Here is a 15,633-nt window from a genome sequence, read left to right as displayed (position 1 = left end):
GGAACCACCCCTTCCCATCCCGAACAGGACCGTGAAACGACTTTGCGCCGATGATAGTGCGGACTACCCGTGTGAAAGTAGGTCATCGCCAGGCTCTTATACCCAGAACCCCCAGCCCCATAAAGGCTGGGGGTTTTGCTTTGTGGGCTTCCGATTCAGCACACTGCACGTGCGATCGGAATGGTCTGTCGCGCCGTGGCTTCCGGATCGCGTACCGGCATCGGTGCCGCGACCGGCGTATCCATCAGCTTCCGATACCAGCCGTGGAAATGGCGCATGCCATCTTCCAGCGGGGTCTGGTACGGACCCGCATCTGTCTTTCCTTGTCGATATAGCGCGCGCCGGCCGGCGTCTACGCGCTCGGCAATCTCGTCGTCCTCGATCGCCGTTTCCATATAGGCGGCGCGGTGCGCCTCCACCAGTTCGCGGTCGAACGCGGCCAGCTCCTCCGGGTAATAGAACTCGATGACGTTCATCGTCTCGTGGACACCCTTCGGATATAGCGTCGATAACACCAACGCGTACGGGAAGACCTCGATCATATGGGTCGGATAATAGGTCGCCCAGATCGCACCGAAGTCAGGTACCCGGCCATCGCCGTAAGCGAGCAGTCGCTCATGCCAGGTACGGTACGTGTCGGTGCCTGCGATCTCCAGCGTTGGATGCACGTCGATCCGCTGCACGCTGTACCAGTCTCCATATTCCCAGCTCAGTCCCTCGCTATGCACGTAGCGGCCCAGTCCCGGGTGGAAGGGGCCGATGTGATAGTCGTCGTTGTAGATTTCGACGAAGGTCTTCCAGTTGCAGTCGCAACGGTGCATTTCCACGTGGTCGAGCACGTAGTCGCCAAAATCCAGTTCGGGCCGGTCGAACAGGCCGCGCAGGTCTTGCGCGGCGTTGCGCGGGCCCTCGAACAGGAAGCCATTCACGTTCTGGAGCGGAAAGCGCTCCAGGTTCCGGCACGGTTTTTCAGGAAATTGCGGTGCGCCGATCAACTGGCCGCTGCTGTCGTAGGTCCAGCCGTGGAGCGGGCAGACGATGTTGCCGCCGCGCTCGCGCAGGTTGCCCTGGCCGGTGCCGGCTGTCGCGCCGGGTCCGCCGGGTCCGCCGGGTCCGCCGGGTCCGCCGGGTCCGTATTGGCCGAGCATGAGCGCCTGCCGATGCCGGCAGACATTCGAGATCAATTCCACGCCATGGTCGGTGCGCACCAGGACGCGTGCGTTGTCCTCATGGCCCAGCGCGCGCCAGTCTCCCGGGTCGGGCACCATGCGGTCGTGGCCGATATAGCTGGAGCTGCGCGGGAAGATGCGTTCCATCTCCATTGCAAAGACGTCTTCATCGCAATAACTTGAAACCGATAACTGCAGGGCCTCCGCTTCGAAATGGGAGGACTGACTCAGATCGGACATGGGTGTTCTCCTTGCACGGATGAGCGCCGCCGCGCATGGCGGACGCATACGAGGAAAAATCAGAAAAAAGTGAGAGAGGGGACGCGGGCGGGCTAGGGCCCGTCGCGGGCAGCGAGTCGTGCCAGGCGCTCGGGTACGCGTTGGCGCGGACAGGTGGCGCACATCTCGCCGTCGGTGCGGCGGTAGTGGAGGCAGCAACCCTTGCGGGCGAGGGCGAGCCGTTCGGCGCCGCTGCCATCGCGGTAGGCGAGGAAACCGCATTCGCCGCCCAGGCCGATGGCCTCGAGCCAGCGTTGTCCCAGCGCATGCATGCGCGGCGCGTCCCAATCGGTTCGCTCGCGCTGCACGCACAGTAAGGCGCCGAGGACGCAATCGGCCAGCAGTCGGCCGGCCGCCTTGACCGGCAGCGGGCCGACGTCACGCCATTGCGCGTGCAGCCGAGTCCAGCCTTCGGCGATCTGGCGGGCGACGCCCCGCAGCCCGTCATCCTCCGCGCCCAGCCGCGGCGTATGCGGCGCGATGCGGAAACCGTGGATGCCGCCCGCCTCGGTGCGCTGGGACAATGCCGACAGATCCGGCGCGCACGCACAGCAATGCACGCCGACTATGCCGAGATACACCGGTTGCCAGATATGCAATCCCCAAGCGCGAAGTGACCAATAGTGCGCCCCGGCTTCGGGGACATGCGCGCCGAGGTGCCGCACCATCGGTGCGATGTCCTCTGCGCGCGCCTCACTCCACGCGCGCCCGCCCCGGCCGCCGCCATCGTCGATTCCGTCGATTCCGTCGATCGTGCCGATGGTGCCGTCAAGTCCCGGCACCACGCGTGCGGCCGTGGCCAGCAGCGTTTGGAGTCGGTCCGGCGCGGGCGCGAGCATCAGGCGGCCGCCTTGACGTTGGCGGAGCGGGCGCGGCCGGCCACGGGGTTGGGCAGCGACCCCGCCATGGTCAGGCTCGACGCCGGATCCGCCAGGTTCACCATCTGCAGGTTGTTCTTGAGCTGCAGCCGGTTCAGGCACGAATGCAGGAAATCCGGCGCGAAGAAGTCGTAGCGCGCGAACTTGTGCTGCAACTCGGGATGCGCCGCCTGGTAGTCGTGCGCGCTGTCCGCCACCACCTGCCAGAAGTCGTCCTCGGAACAGCTGCCGCCCTCCACGAGGATCTGGGCCATGTGCCGGAACACGCCGTCGAACACGTCGATGAAGATGCCGAGCAGCTTGTAGTCCTCGGGCACGTCCACGGCGAGCCGCTGGATGCCTTCCGGCAGCACCGCGTCCTTGTTCAGGATGGCCGACTCCTCGGCGATGTCCTTCATGAACACCCGCGCGACGGTATGCCCCTCCAGCACCAGGATCAGGTTCTCGCAATGCGGCATGAACACGAGGTCGTGCGCATAGAAGCAGTGCATCAGCGGTTCGAGGTAGGCGCGCAGGTACTGGCGCAGCCACGTCCGCGCGGAGAGCCCCGAGCGGCGGATCAGCGCCGGCAGCAGGGCGTCGCCCTGCGGGTCGGTGTGGAGCAGCGCGGCCATCGTCATCAGCCGTTCACCCTCGCGCAGCTTGCCGAGCGGGCTTTCGCGCCAGAGCGCCGACAGCATCTTCTTGTAGGGGCTGTCCGTCTCGAGCGCAGCCTCGTAGTAGCGGTTGCGATAGCCGACCGACGCCACCTCGCGCAGGATGCTGAAACCGTAGCCGCGCAGCGTGGCATCGTCGTTGATCAGCCCGTCCAGGAAGGCGTTGATGGCGGGCGTGCCGGCCATGTAGTACGGCGACAGCCCGCGCATGAAGCCCATGTTCAGCACCGACAGCGAGGTCTTCACATAGCACTTGTCCGGCTGGGAGGCGTTGAAGTACGTGCGCACCGACTGCTGGGCGGTGTACAGGTCGTCGCTGTAGCCGAGCGGGATGATCTTGCGATTGGCTACATCGGCGGCAAACGCGATGCTGAGCTTGTTGAACCACTGCCACGGGTGGGCCGGCATGTAGAGGTAGTCCTCTGGCGCTACATCGGCCTGCGCCAGCGCCTGGCGGAACGCGGCCAGGCGCGCTTCGCCCAGTTCGCTCGCCATGTGGGCCTCGTAGTCCAGCCCGGGAATGCTGGCGAAGTGGGCGTTGTCACGATGCACGGCCAGCCAGATCACGGCGAAGCGCGAGCCGGTCTCCGGGGCGAAGGCGCGGTAGTCCTCGGCATCGAAGCCGAGCCGGCCGTTGTTCGCCACGAAGCCCGGGTGGCCTTCGATCATCGCCCACTCGTAGGTCTGGAAATCCGCGTCGAGCAGGGCCTCTGCGCTCGGCGCCTGCGGGTTGTGCTTGTAGGCCGCGCCGAACAGCGTGCTGCTGATCTCGTCGAGGTAGACCGGCAGCTTGTCGGCGGGAATGCCGAGCGTGTGCTTGAAGTCGTTGATGAAGGTCAACGCGTCCAGCGGCACGCTGGCGCCGTCGAGCACGCGCTCGATGCTGGCCGGGTCGATGCGCCAGTGGCGCAGGGCCATCGGCTGGCCGTCGAAGGTGTAGTGGCAGTTGGGCGTGTCGGCGTCGATGCGGTAGCCGGTCCAGCCGTCCGCATCGGCCGCGCCTTGCGCCGCCGGCGTGATGACTACCTCGTGCGCGTATTCGGCGATGGCCTTGCGCACGAGCAGGCGGTTCACTTTGGCCCAGACGGCCGGTTCGAGGTGGCTGACCACATGGCGCGGCTCGCGCGTGGTCTGGGCTTGCAACGTGGCGTGGATGGTGGCGTCAAGCGGGGCGTTCATCGGTGAAATCTCCTCGGATGGATCGTTCGAAATCGGGGCGGGTGCAGAAGGCCAGCCAGGCGGTCTTCTGCGGCAGGGTGATCTGGCGGTCGTAGGCGAAGCCCACGGCGCGGTTCAGGGCATGGACCTTGTCGTTGCGCGCATCGGGCTCCACCACCACGCGCTGGGCGCCCAGTGTGTAGAACGTGTGCGCCATGACGTGGCGCAGCACGTCGCGCGTGAAGTGGCGCACCGGTGCGGCCGGCGGCCCGACGAAGAAATGCATGCCGATGTCACTGGCGCGCGGCGCGAAGTGCGTGCCGACGGGCTCGTGCGCGGGGTCGTAGCATTCGATCAGGAACGCCGGCGCCCCCTCGCAGAGGCCCATGTAGGCGCCGCCATGGCCGCTCGCGAGCAGATCCGTGTAGAAGCGGCGCGTCTCGTCGAGCGTCAGGTCCTGCATGTTCCAGAAGCGCGCGTAGTCCATGGTGAACCAGCGATGGAGCAGGCCGATGTCGTGGTCGAGCGACAGCGCCCGGATCGTCATGGCCGGGTGGAGCGACGGGCGCAACGCGGCGGGAATCGGCTCGGCGCCTCCACGGGTGATGTCCCAGCGGTCAGCTTGCATGGGGCGCTCCAGCAAGTCCGGCGGTACCCGCGGCATCGGTCTGAGGCTGCGCGGCTGGCGCCGCGTGGCGACGATCCACCCCAAAGGTCCAGCGGTCCAGCGCGGCGGTCAGCAGCATGCCGGCGGCGGCCAGCACGAAGGTGACCTCGATGCCGAAGCGGCTCACGATCAGCCCGGCGCCGAACGACGACAGCAGCACCCCCAGGTTCTGGAAGAAGTTGGCGATGCTGAAGTCCTTGGCGTAGGCGTCCGGCGTGCTGACCTTGAACAGCGTCACCTCCAGCTTCACGATGACCTGGAACATCGACCACCCGTACAGGCAGCGTCCGATCAGCACCAGCGCCGGGGACGGCGCCGCCTGCAACAGCAGCCCCACAGTACCTAGCAGCAGGTTGCCGAGCGTATGGTCGAGCAGCTTGCGGCCGTCCCGCGTGGCCCGCTTGTTGGCGATCAGCGCCACCAGTGCGACCACGCCCGGAATCGCGAACACCAGCCCCGTCAGCATCTGGTTGTGCATGCCGGAGATCTGCTCCCAGTACACCGAGAAGAACGGGCGGACGAGGTAGGCGCTGAAGTCGAACAGCAGCATCAGCAGGCTCAGGCGCAGGATCAGCCCCAGCGTGCCGCGCCGCGCCGTGCTGGCGGCACTGCCTGCCGCCGGCGGCGGCGCATCGGTGCCCAGCACGCGCACCACCCGGCCGGTCCGGATCAGGTAGATGCACAACGCCATCTGCACGAAGTCGCCAGCGGCCATCATCCACAGGCAGGTGCGCGGGCCGAACTGCTGGAGCGCCATCCCGCCCGCCATCGCCCCGAAGATGCCGCCGATATGCACCACCACCGAGAGCAGGCCGATGGTGGCGCCGTGCGTCTCGGCCTTCTCCAGCCGCATCAGGTACGGAAACATCAGCAGGTAGCTGCTCTTGGTCATGAACATCAGCATGGTCAGCACCCAGAAGGCGGTGACCGTCTCCGCCCAGGCGCTCAGGGCGCCGAAGGTGCCGGCTACGAGCTGGGTGTAGACCAGCAGGTGCATGGTTTCCACGCGCCGCGCCACGCGCGCCCAGAGCGGCAGCGTGCACATCACGGCGATGGAGATGGCGGCGATGTAGGCGCCCACGTGCACCGGGCTGGTGATGCCGTAGCGCACTTCGAAGAACTGCGGGTAGAACGCGATCAGGATGGCGTCGCTGATGACGCCGAACGCGGACATGATGACGATGGTGAGTCGCAGGCTCATGGTCTATCCCGCCACCGTGATCAGCTGCGCCAGCGCTGGCTGGGCCGGCATGGGCGTGCCGTTGCCGGGGGCCGGCACGGTTGCCGAAGCTTCCGTCGCCTCGATTCGCTCGAAGCCGCTGTTGGCGCGCGGGGCGAAGTCCTGGAACGTGGTGCGCGCCTCGGCGCGATAGTGGTCCACGCCGGTCAGCGCGTGCAGCAGCCGTGCATTGCGATGGCAGGCCATGCCCAGGTCCGGGTTGGTCAGGCCGTGGCTGTGGAAACCGGCGTTCTGCACGAAGATCTCGTCGCCATGCACGTCTACCGCGAAGTTGCGCGCCTGCTGGTAGCGGCCGCCCGCATCCCAGCGGATGCGCTCGCGAATGCCGTCGATAAAGGCCGGCACGCGATGCGTGTAGCCGGTCGCCATGACCACGCCGTCGGCCACGTGGCGGTAGGCCTCGCCCAGATCCATGTGGCGGAACGTCATCTCGTACTGGCGCGCGGCGGGGTCGAAGTGCATGCCGTCCAGCGCGAGGTTGGTCAGCAGTTGCGTGCGGGCCCCGGCGCGGTGGCGCTTTTCGTCGAGCGTGTCGTAGATCTGGTCGATCAGCGTCTTGTTGATGCCGTTGTAGATGCTGCGCTGGTCCTCCAGCACGCGCGTCTTCACGGATTCGCCCAGGTCGTAGAAGTGGTCGCTGTAGGCCGGCGAGATCAACTCCAGCGTGAGCTTGGCGTTCTCCATCTGGAAGAAGCGCGGCGAGCGGGTCACCCAGTTCAGCGTATAGCCGTGGGTGTCGCAGTCCTTGAGCAGGTCGTGGTAGACCTCGGCGCCGCTCTGCCCGCTGCCGATGACAGTGATGGTGCGGCGCTGCTGGAGCCAGCGCTTGTTGGCGAGGTAGGCGGAGGTGTGGATCGGCGCGTGCTCGCCCGCGCAGCAGGCGGGCAGGTTCGGCGTGCTGCCGATGCCGAGCACAAGCCGCCGCGCGCGATGCCGGAACGGCGTTCCGGTGTGCGTATCGACGCCACTCACCACGTAGCCGGGCAGCGACGGGTCGTGACGGATGTCGAGCACGTCCTGCCGATAGCGCACGTTGGGCAGCTGCCCGGCGGCCCACTTGCAGTAGCGGTCGTACTCCTGCCGCGTCAGATAGAAGTTCTCGCGGATGTAGTAGTTGTAGATGCGGCCCTGCTGCTTGCAGTAGTTCAGATAGCTGAAGCGGCTGGTGGGGTCTGCCATCGACACGAGGTCGGCCAGGAACGGGTTCTGCAACGTCGTGCCGTCCACGAGCATGCCCGTGTGCCAGCCGAACGCTTCCTTCTTCTCGAGGAACAGGCTGCGTACGCCGGGCAGCGGATCGGCCAGGCACGCGAGGCCGAGATTGAACGGGCCCAGTCCGACGCCGATAAAGTCATAAGGATCTTCATTGCTCATGTTTAGCCCTGGTGGATCGCGAAACAGGAAGGCTTCCGCAGTGGAAGGGGGATACCCATCAAGACGAATGGCCTCGTAATTCGTTTAGTTCGGCCATGTCATTCACTTAAAACATGCGGGGCTGTGCGGGCTCGCGTCATCGAAGCCGTGCTACGCGTGCCTGGGCACGCGCGAGGCACGCATGGCGCGTGCACGTGTGGAAGATCGGCAAGCGGAAGGAGAGCGGCGCGCGGCATCCACCGCGCGGCCGTAGAGATCAGCGGGCGACGGTCATCGCGCAGCCGTGCGCTCAGCGCGCGATATTCATCGCACTGAGGGCGCTGCGCGCATCCTGGAGGATGAAGTTCACCATCGTGGCCGAGATGCCCAGCCGCTCGGCGATGCGCTTCTGCGTCTGGTCCTCGTAGTAGTACTGCACCACCGCGTCGCGGGTGCGTGATGGCAGGCGCCGCATCGCGTCACGCAGGCAGGTGGTTTGCTCATGCGCCATGGCGATGCAGTCCGGCGAGTTGGTGTCGAGCGGTGCGTCCTGCTCGGGCACATCGCCGATGAATAGCCGCTTCTCCAATTGTTGGCGCCGGTAGCTATCCAGCGCGAGATTGCGCACCACCCGGCTGATGTAACTCGCCTCGCTGCGCAAGGCTTCGGGGCAGGGGTCCTGGCAGAGCTTGAGAAACGCGTCGTGCAATACGTCCTCGGCCAGGCAGGGGCAACCCAGGATGCGGGTGGCCACGTGGAGCAGGCTGCGCCGCTGGGCGATGAAGGTGTGTAAAACCGTGCCGGATGGATCGTGCGCAGGGGGCGTGTCAGCGCGGGCAGGGGGCGTGCGATCGTCGATCACTGTCATGTGAACTCCATGGGAAGGGCCATGCGTTCCCCGCAGCGGGGATGTACCGTTTTCAACGAGGCGCCCATCCTAAAGTAAATGCGAATCGTTCTTATTAATGACCGCGCCGCACAAGTGGTCACTGAGGACGAAAGCTGAACACAGACTTAAATGACGTGATATGCGAGGAAGATACGTCTTGTTACACGCACGATGCCGACAGCACGCCAGTGCAGGCCTTACCCATCGGTTGTAATTCCGGAGCGCTCCCTAGCCGGCACGCGGCCCCCAGGGCGCCCGGCACCGCACGTGCGGGACCGGCACGGCTTTCGCTACCTCATGAAGGGAGCGGTGGTGATTTCCTCCCGCCGCAAACGATTTGCCATGTGGAGGTAAGCCATGAAGACCATGAAGACGATGCGCGCCAGCAGTGTGTTGGCCGCCGGGGCGCTGGCGCTGATGTCGGTGTCGGCGCTCGCGCAGATGACGCCGGGCCAGCGTGACCCCTACACGCAGGGCGGTGTCACGTCCACGCCGGTCGACCCCTCGACCAGCGGCGCGCGCACGGGCGACAAGTTCGACCCGTACTCGCAGGGCGCGGCGCAACCGACGCGACAGGATCTGGCCCCGCAGCAACAGCAGCAGATGCAGATGCCTTCGCAAAAGTACGATCTGGTGCCGGGCGCGACGACCACGACCAATCGCAGCTATGGCAGCGCTGCCTATCAGGGCGACATGCGCTGGACAACGCCGAATCTTGGCCGGCCCATCGGCGAGCGGAATCGCTATCTTGATGGCGCCTGATCGTTGATCAGACCTCAAATAAGAAACGCCCCCGTTTTTCCGGGGGCGTTTCTTATTTGAGGCGGCAAGGCGCAGTCGGACGCGTGAGCGTCACAAAAGTGCGCCATAATTCACTGAAAGCCGCTATCCGTACTCACCCGCCGTGTATTTCAGTGCATTACACGGCAAGTCCTGTCATCCAGATTCTTCTTCAAGCTGGTACGATGACGCGCATCTCGTCATTCGGCTATGGAACTAGTTGCAATCCTGTTAGCCGAATGCTGCATTGCATCACGACGGCGACGGCTTCCCTGGAGGAGACGGTTGTCTTTACCCTGATACAAAGGGTGCCGCCGTGCGGTGCAGACATTACCGTGGCAATGCGCCGCCAGCAGGCATCGGGAAAACCGATTATTGTGGCGGCCGGCAAGACGTAGCGCGACGTTCAGATCGGCGCACGGGCTGGCGCGAAGCACGGTGAACCGGACAAGCGAAGGAACGTGCAGGACATTTCAGAATACGGGGAGCAGGGCGGTTCCACGAACCCCCTGCGGCCGGACACGCGCGCGCGGCGCGGCCGGTCTTGTGTTTTCCTCCAGGCCAGCAAATGGCGAAAGCAGGGGCCCATGGCGACAATCCGCTGAACCCGACGACCGAATTTCGTGCCGGCGACCCGGCACGCCACTTGCGTCCACGCGCTGCGCCGTGGCGCCCGCCTGGTCTACGGGGCCAGGCCACAACATTCCGTTTCATCCTCGAGGAAATCGCTATGCAAGCAATGCGCGCCAGGCGTGCTTTGATTCCGGGCATGCTGGCCATCGCCGTCACGGTCCTTGCCGCCTGCGGCAAGGAAAACAAGCCGCCCGCAGCCCAGACGCCGGAAGTAAAGGTCGTGACGCTGAAGGACGAGACCGTGACACTCGACTCGTCGCTGCCCGGCCGGACCACGGCCTTCCGGATCGCCGAAGTCCGCCCGCAGGTGGACGGCATCATCCTGAAGCGGCTGTTCGTGGAAGGCTCCGACGTCAAGCAGGGCCAGCAGCTGTACCAGATCGACCCGGCTACCTACGAAGCCACGGCCAAGAGCGCCGATGCCACGCTGGCGTCGTCGCGCCTGCTCGCGGAGCGCTACGGGCGCCTGGTGGGCGAGGAAGCGGTCAGCAAGCAGCAGCACGACGAAGCCAAGGCTGCCTACCTGCAGGCCCAGTCGACGGCGGACCGCGCCCATATCAACCTGCGCTACACCAAGGTGCTGTCCCCGATTTCGGGCCGCATCGGCCGCTCGGTGGTCACCGAGGGGGCGCTGGTCACCAATGGCCAGGCCACCGCGCTGACCACCGTGCAGCAGCTGGACCCGATCTACGTGGATGTGACGCAACCGTCCACCACGCTGCTGCGGCTGCGGCGCGAACTGGCCGACGGCCGGCTCCAGGCCGCCGGCGCCAACGCTGCCAAGGTGATGCTGATGCTCGAGGATGGCAGCACCTATAAGGAAGCAGGCCGGCTGGAGTTCTCCGAAGTGTCCGTGGACCCGAGCACCGGCTCGGTCACGCTGCGCGCGGTGTTCCCGAACCCGCGCCACGAACTGCTCCCGGGCATGTTCGTGCACGCGCGGCTGGCCGAAGGCGTGAAGACCTCGGCCATCCTGGCGCCGCAGCGCGGCGTCACGCGTGACCTCAAGGGCCAGGCGACCTCGCTGGTGGTGAACGCCAACAATGAAGTCGAGCAGCGCGTGCTGAAGACCGACCGGACCATTGGCGACAAATGGCTGGTCACGGACGGCCTGAAAGCCGGCGACCGCGTCATCGTGGAAGGCCTCCAGTTCGTGCGCCCCGGCGCCAAGGTCAAGGCCACCGAGGCCAGCGCCACCGCCACCGCCGTTACGGCCCCCAATGCCGCCTCGGCCCCGGCCGCCGCTTCCGCGCCCGGCGCGGCCAAGTCCTGACCGGGACCGACGCATGAGGAATCGCCATGTCTAATTTCTTCATCGACCGGCCGATCTTTGCCTGGGTGATCGCGCTGGTCATCATGCTGGCAGGGGGGTTGGCCATCCGGTCGCTGCCTATCAACCAGTACCCGGCCATCGCCCCGCCGACCATCGCCATTTCGGTGAACTACCCGGGTGCGTCCGCGCAGACCGTGCAGGACACCGTGGTGCAGGTCATCGAACAGCAGATGAACGGGCTGGACAAGCTGCGCTACATCTCGTCGGAGTCGAACTCCGACGGCAGCATGACCATCACCGTGACGTTCGAGCAGGGCACCAGCCCGGACATCGCCCAGGTACAGGTCCAGAACAAGCTCGCCCTGGCCACGCCGCTCCTGCCGCAGGAAGTGCAGCAGCAGGGTATTCGCGTGACCAAGTCCGTGCGGAACTTCCTGGTCATCGTCGGCCTGGTGTCGACCGACCCCAGCCAGACGCGGGAGGATCTGTCGAACTACATCGTCTCGAACCTCCAGGATCCGATCTCGCGGACCGCTGGCGTGGGTGACTTCCAGGTGTTCGGCTCGCAGTACGCCATGCGCATCTGGCTGGACCCGGCCAAGCTCAACAGCTTCCAGCTGGCGCCGCTGGACGTGAGCACTGCCATCAAGGCGCAGAACGTGCAGGTGGCCTCCGGCCAGCTGGGCGGCCTGCCGGCCGTGCGCGGGCAGCAGCTCAATGCGTCGGTGATCGGCAAGACCCGTCTCCAGACCGCCGAGCAGTTCGGCAACATCCTGCTGAAGGTCAATCCGGACGGCTCGCAGGTGCGCCTCAAGGACGTGGCCGACGTGGGCCTGGGCGGCCAGGACTACAACATCAACGCGCAGTACAACGGCCGCCCGGCTTCGGGTATCGCCATCCGGCTGGCCTCGGGCGCTAACGCGCTGGATACGGTGAAGGCCATCCGCGCCACGCTGAACCAGCTCGAGCCGTCGTTCCCGGCGGGCATGCAGGTGGTGTTCCCGTACGACACGACGCCAGTCATCGCCGATTCGATCCACGAAGTGGTGAAGACGCTGCTCGAAGCCATCGTGCTCGTGTTCCTGGTGATGTATCTGTTCCTGCAGAACTTCCGCGCCACGCTGATCCCGACGATCGCCGTGCCGGTGGTGCTGCTGGGCACGTTTGGCGTGCTGGCGGCGTTCGGCTACTCGATCAACACCCTGACGATGTTCGGCATGGTGCTCGCCATCGGCCTGCTGGTGGACGATGCCATCGTGGTGGTGGAGAACGTCGAGCGGGTGATGTCCGAGGAGGGGCTGGGGCCGAAGGAGGCCGCCCGGAAGTCGATGGGGCAGATCCAGGGCGCACTGGTCGGCATCGCGCTGGTGCTGTCGGCGGTGTTCCTGCCGATGGCGTTCTTCGGCGGCTCCACGGGCGTGATCTACCGCCAGTTCTCGATCACGATCGTCTCGGCGATGGTGCTCTCGGTGCTGGTGGCGCTGATCTTGACCCCGGCACTGTGCGCGACCATGCTCAAGCCGATCGAGAAGGGCGACCACGGCGAGCACAAGAAGGGCTTCTTCGGCTGGTTCAACCGCAGCTTCATCCGCTCCACGCAGCGCTATGAGCGCAGCGTGGTCGGCATCCTGAAGCGGCGCGTGCCCTACCTGATCATCTACGTGCTGATCGTGGCGGGCATGGCCTTCCTGTTCACGCGCATCCCCACCTCGTTCCTGCCGGAAGAAGACCAGGGCGTGCTCTACGCCCAGGTGCAGACCCCGGCCGGCGCCACGGCGGAGCGCACGCAGGCGGTGCTCGACCAGATGCGGAACTACCTGCTCAATGACGAGGGCAAGATCGTCAGCTCGCTCTTCACCGTGAACGGCTTCAACTTCGCCGGCCGCGGCCAGAGTTCGGGCCTGGCGTTCATCCTGCTCAAGCCGTTCAAGGAGCGCGAGGGTGACGCCACCAGCGTGTTCGACCTCACCAAGCGCGCCCAGGCCAAGTTCAGCACCTTCCGGGACTCGCTGGCCTTCGCCTTTGCGCCGCCGGCCGTGCAGGAGCTGGGCAACGCTACCGGCTTCGACTTCTACATGCAGGACCAGGCCGGCCTGGGGCATGACGCGCTGATGGAAGCCCGCAACAAGTTCCTGTCGCTGGCCGCCAAGGACCCGGCGCTGCAACGCGTGCGCCCGAACGGGCTGAACGACGAGCCGCAGTACCAGCTGGAGATCGACGACGAGCGCGCCCGCGCGCAAGGCGTGTCGCTGGCGGACATCAACAGCACCATCTCCATCGCCTGGGGTTCCAGCTACGTGAACGACTTCATCGACCGCGGTCGCGTGAAGCGCGTCTACCTGCAGGGCCGCCCCAACGCGCGCATGAATCCGGAAGATCTGGACAAGTGGTTCGTGCGTAACGACAAGGGCGACATGGTGGCGTTCTCGACCTTCGCCACCGGCAAGTGGGGCTATGGCTCGCCCAAGCTCCAGCGCTACAACGGCGTGCCGGCGGTGGAAATCCTGGGCGAACCGGCGGCGGGCAAGAGCTCCGGCGAGGCCATGGCGGCGGTGGAAGCCATCATGAAGCAGATGCCGCAGGGCATTGCCTACTCGTGGACCGGCCTGTCGTACGAAGAGCGGCTGTCGGGCTCGCAGGCGCCGGCGCTCTACGCGCTGTCCCTGCTGGTGGTGTTCCTGTGCCTCGCCGCGCTGTATGAAAGCTGGGCGATTCCGTTCTCGGTGATGCTGGTGGTGCCGCTCGGCGTGGTCGGCGCGCTGCTGGCGACGATTGGCCGGGGCTTGTCCAACGACGTGTTCTTCCAGGTGGGCCTGCTGACGACCATCGGCCTGTCCGCCAAGAACGCGATCCTGATCGTGGAATTCGCCAAGGAACTGCACGAGCAGGGCAAGAGCCTGGTCGATGCGGCCGTGGAGGCGTGCCGGATGCGCCTGCGGCCGATCATCATGACCTCGCTCGCGTTCATTCTCGGCGTGTTCCCGCTGGCGGTGTCGCAAGGCGCCGGCTCGGGCAGCCAGCACGCCATCGGTACCGGCGTGATCGGCGGCATGCTCACGGCCACGGTGCTGGCCATCTTCTGGGTGCCGCTGTTCTTCGTGGTGGTGAACGCGCTCAAGGAGCGCCGCGAGAAGCACGATTCCTCCTCCCTCGAAAAGGAGGCCAAAGCATGAGACAAACGCTAATCAGCATGGCCGTCGCCGCTAGCGCGGCGCTCGCGGGGTGCAGCCTGATCCCGACCTACGAGCGTCCGGCGGCGCCGGTGGAAGCCGCCTATCCGCAGGGCGAAGCCTACCCGGCCGCCAACGGCGCCGGCCAGGTGCCACCGGCCGCGGAACTGGGGTGGCGCGACTACTTCGCCGATCCGCGCCTGCAGCGGCTGATCGACGTCGCGCTGCAGAACAACCGCAACCTGCGCGTGGCCGCCCTGAACGTGGAGGCGTACCGCGCGCAGTACCGCATCCAGCGCGCGGACCTGTTCCCGCAGGTGGGCGTGGCGGCGCAGGGCACGCGGCAGCGCGTGCCGGCCGACCTCTCCAGCACGGGCCAGCGGGTCATCAGCAGTTCGTATGGCGTGTCGCTGGGCACCACCGTTTGGGAAATCGACCTGTTCGGCCGGCTGCGCAGCCTGAGCCAGGCAGCGCTGGAGCAGTATTTCGCCAGCGACGAAGCCCAGCGCAGCACGCATATCGCGCTGGTGGCCAGCGTCGCCAACGCCTACCTGACGCTGCGCGCCGACGAGGCGCAGCTGAAGCTGACGCGCGAGACGCTGGTGACCTACGAGCGGACCTACAACCTCACGCGCCGCAGCTACGAGGAAGGCATTTCCTCGCGGCTGGACCTGCGCCAGTCGCAGACCCAGGTGGAAAACGCCCGGGCCTCGCTGAGCCGCTATACGCGGCTGGTGGCGCAGGACACCAATGCGCTGACGCTGCTGCTCGGCGCGAGCCTGCCGGCGGACCTGCCCGAAGGGCTGCCGCTCGATGGCAAGCTGGTGGCGGACGTGCCGGCGGGTTTGCCGTCTGACCTGCTCCAGAACCGCCCGGACATCCTCGCCGCCGAGCACCGCCTGCTGTCGGCCAACGCCGATATCGGCGCGGCGCGCGCGGCGTTCTTCCCGAGCATCTCGCTGACCGCCTCGGCGGGCACGGCGAGCCGCCAGTTGTCGGGGCTGTTCGATGCGGGTTCGGGCACGTGGCTGTTCTCGCCGCAGATCAACCTGCCGATCTTCACGGCGGGTAGCCTGAGCGCCAGCCTGGATTACGCGCGGATCCAGAAGGACATCAACGTGGCGACGTACGAGCAGACCGTGCAGTCGGCCTTCCGCGAAGTGGCGGACGGGCTGGCGGCGCGCGGCACGTACACGGAGCAGCTTGAGGCGCAGGTGCGCCTCGTCGAGGCGAGCCGGGACTACTTCCAGCTCGCCGAGGGCCGCTATCGCACCGGGGTAGACAACTACCTGACGCTGCTCGACGCGCAGCGGCAGCTGTTCGCGCAGCAACAGGTGCTGATCGACTCGCGCCTCAACCAGCTGACCAGCGAGGTCAACCTGTACAAGGCGCTGGGCGGTGGGTGGAACGAGGTGACGGCGCAGGCGAAGGGCGGCTGAAGACGTTCTCCCCTCTCCTGCTTGCGGGAGAGGGGAGCCCAAGCCAGCG

The 15,633-nt window shown here is 66.3% G+C and carries 12 protein-coding genes and 1 rRNA gene; 6 read left to right on the top strand and 7 right to left on the bottom strand.

The genetic code is table 11. From position 1 onward, the window contains the following. Window positions 1-94, top strand: a 5S ribosomal RNA gene (gene rrf, locus AC1DEL_RS08600); the annotation flags it as partial. Window positions 95-155: 61 nt separating this feature from the next. On the opposite strand, the gene AC1DEL_RS08595 is transcribed toward rrf, so the two are convergent. From AC1DEL_RS08595 to AC1DEL_RS08565, 7 genes are all read right to left on the bottom strand, one after another. Further along, window positions 156-1,409 (bottom strand): aromatic ring-hydroxylating oxygenase subunit alpha, encoded by a 1,254-nt coding sequence (locus tag AC1DEL_RS08595; RefSeq protein WP_477126410.1) that lies wholly within the window; start codon window positions 1,407-1,409, stop codon window positions 156-158. A 92-nt stretch (window positions 1,410-1,501) separates the two neighbouring features. Next, entirely contained in the window at window positions 1,502-2,287 is a 786-nt protein-coding gene (locus AC1DEL_RS08590) for a siderophore ferric iron reductase (RefSeq protein WP_477126409.1), read from the bottom strand. After that, window positions 2,287-4,125 carry an IucA/IucC family protein gene (locus AC1DEL_RS08585; protein WP_477126411.1) on the bottom strand — a complete coding sequence of 613 codons (1,839 nt, stop codon included), beginning with the start codon at window positions 4,123-4,125 and terminating at the stop codon, window positions 2,287-2,289. Before AC1DEL_RS08585 ends, AC1DEL_RS08590 begins: the two co-directional genes overlap by 1 nt. A gap of 19 nt (window positions 4,126-4,144) precedes the next feature. Beyond that, complete coding sequence (locus AC1DEL_RS08580) at window positions 4,145-4,768, bottom strand: GNAT family N-acetyltransferase (protein ID WP_477126408.1); 624 nt, start codon at window positions 4,766-4,768, stop codon at window positions 4,145-4,147. Beyond that, complete coding sequence (locus AC1DEL_RS08575) at window positions 4,758-6,008, bottom strand: MFS transporter (RefSeq protein WP_477105303.1); 1,251 nt, start codon at window positions 6,006-6,008, stop codon at window positions 4,758-4,760. Before AC1DEL_RS08575 ends, AC1DEL_RS08580 begins: the two co-directional genes overlap by 11 nt. A gap of 3 nt (window positions 6,009-6,011) precedes the next feature. Further along, window positions 6,012-7,421 (bottom strand): lysine N(6)-hydroxylase/L-ornithine N(5)-oxygenase family protein, encoded by a 1,410-nt coding sequence (locus tag AC1DEL_RS08570; RefSeq protein ID WP_092294417.1) that lies wholly within the window; start codon window positions 7,419-7,421, stop codon window positions 6,012-6,014. 289 nt (window positions 7,422-7,710) lie between these two features. Beyond that, a complete protein-coding gene (locus tag AC1DEL_RS08565) occupies window positions 7,711-8,268 on the bottom strand; it encodes a sigma-70 family RNA polymerase sigma factor (protein ID WP_441593695.1) in 558 nt (185 codons plus the stop codon). Between the two features lie 378 nt (window positions 8,269-8,646). On the opposite strand from AC1DEL_RS08565, the gene AC1DEL_RS08560 reads away from it, so the two are divergent. The 5 genes from AC1DEL_RS08560 (at window position 8,647) to AC1DEL_RS08540 (ending at window position 15,584) form a co-directional block, all read left to right on the top strand. Further along, window positions 8,647-9,051, top strand: coding sequence for an endonuclease (locus AC1DEL_RS08560; RefSeq protein ID WP_477126407.1), 405 nt, complete (start codon window positions 8,647-8,649; stop codon window positions 9,049-9,051). An 83-nt stretch (window positions 9,052-9,134) separates the two neighbouring features. Beyond that, window positions 9,135-9,467 carry a hypothetical protein gene (locus tag AC1DEL_RS08555; protein WP_441643795.1) on the top strand — a complete coding sequence of 111 codons (333 nt, stop codon included), beginning with the start codon at window positions 9,135-9,137 and terminating at the stop codon, window positions 9,465-9,467. A gap of 332 nt (window positions 9,468-9,799) precedes the next feature. Then, window positions 9,800-10,975: an efflux RND transporter periplasmic adaptor subunit gene (locus AC1DEL_RS08550; RefSeq protein WP_143093889.1), complete on the top strand. Its 1,176-nt coding sequence runs from the start codon at window positions 9,800-9,802 to the stop codon at window positions 10,973-10,975. 26 nt (window positions 10,976-11,001) lie between these two features. Continuing rightward, window positions 11,002-14,148 (top strand): efflux RND transporter permease subunit, encoded by a 3,147-nt coding sequence (locus tag AC1DEL_RS08545; protein WP_092294423.1) that lies wholly within the window; start codon window positions 11,002-11,004, stop codon window positions 14,146-14,148. After that, window positions 14,145-15,584, top strand: a complete 1,440-nt coding sequence (locus AC1DEL_RS08540) for an AdeC/AdeK/OprM family multidrug efflux complex outer membrane factor (protein ID WP_477126406.1) — start codon at window positions 14,145-14,147, stop codon at window positions 15,582-15,584. The genes AC1DEL_RS08545 and AC1DEL_RS08540 overlap by 4 nt, the downstream gene beginning before the upstream one ends. Window positions 15,585-15,633: the final 49 nt, after the last annotated feature.

This window comes from Cupriavidus sp. 10L43_2 (assembly GCF_056395265.1).
This window is presented reverse-complemented; position numbering and strand designations above follow the sequence as displayed.

Excerpts from the sequence above, each read along its gene's own strand:
- AC1DEL_RS08595 (WP_477126410.1), bottom strand. The coding sequence starts at position 1,409 with ATGTCCGATCTGAGTCAGTCCTCCCATTTCGAAGCGGAGGCCCTGCAG.
- AC1DEL_RS08590 (WP_477126409.1), bottom strand. The coding sequence starts at position 2,287 with ATGCTCGCGCCCGCGCCGGACCGACTCCAAACGCTGCTGGCCACGGCC.
- AC1DEL_RS08580 (WP_477126408.1), bottom strand. The coding sequence starts at position 4,768 with ATGCAAGCTGACCGCTGGGACATCACCCGTGGAGGCGCCGAGCCGATT.
- AC1DEL_RS08575 (WP_477105303.1), bottom strand. The coding sequence starts at position 6,008 with ATGAGCCTGCGACTCACCATCGTCATCATGTCCGCGTTCGGCGTCATC.
- AC1DEL_RS08570 (WP_092294417.1), bottom strand. The coding sequence starts at position 7,421 with ATGAGCAATGAAGATCCTTATGACTTTATCGGCGTCGGACTGGGCCCG.
- AC1DEL_RS08565 (WP_441593695.1), bottom strand. The coding sequence starts at position 8,268 with ATGACAGTGATCGACGATCGCACGCCCCCTGCCCGCGCTGACACGCCC.
- AC1DEL_RS08560 (WP_477126407.1), top strand. The coding sequence starts at position 8,647 with ATGAAGACCATGAAGACGATGCGCGCCAGCAGTGTGTTGGCCGCCGGG.
- AC1DEL_RS08550 (WP_143093889.1), top strand. The coding sequence starts at position 9,800 with ATGCAAGCAATGCGCGCCAGGCGTGCTTTGATTCCGGGCATGCTGGCC.
- AC1DEL_RS08545 (WP_092294423.1), top strand. The coding sequence starts at position 11,002 with ATGTCTAATTTCTTCATCGACCGGCCGATCTTTGCCTGGGTGATCGCG.
- AC1DEL_RS08540 (WP_477126406.1), top strand. The coding sequence starts at position 14,145 with ATGAGACAAACGCTAATCAGCATGGCCGTCGCCGCTAGCGCGGCGCTC.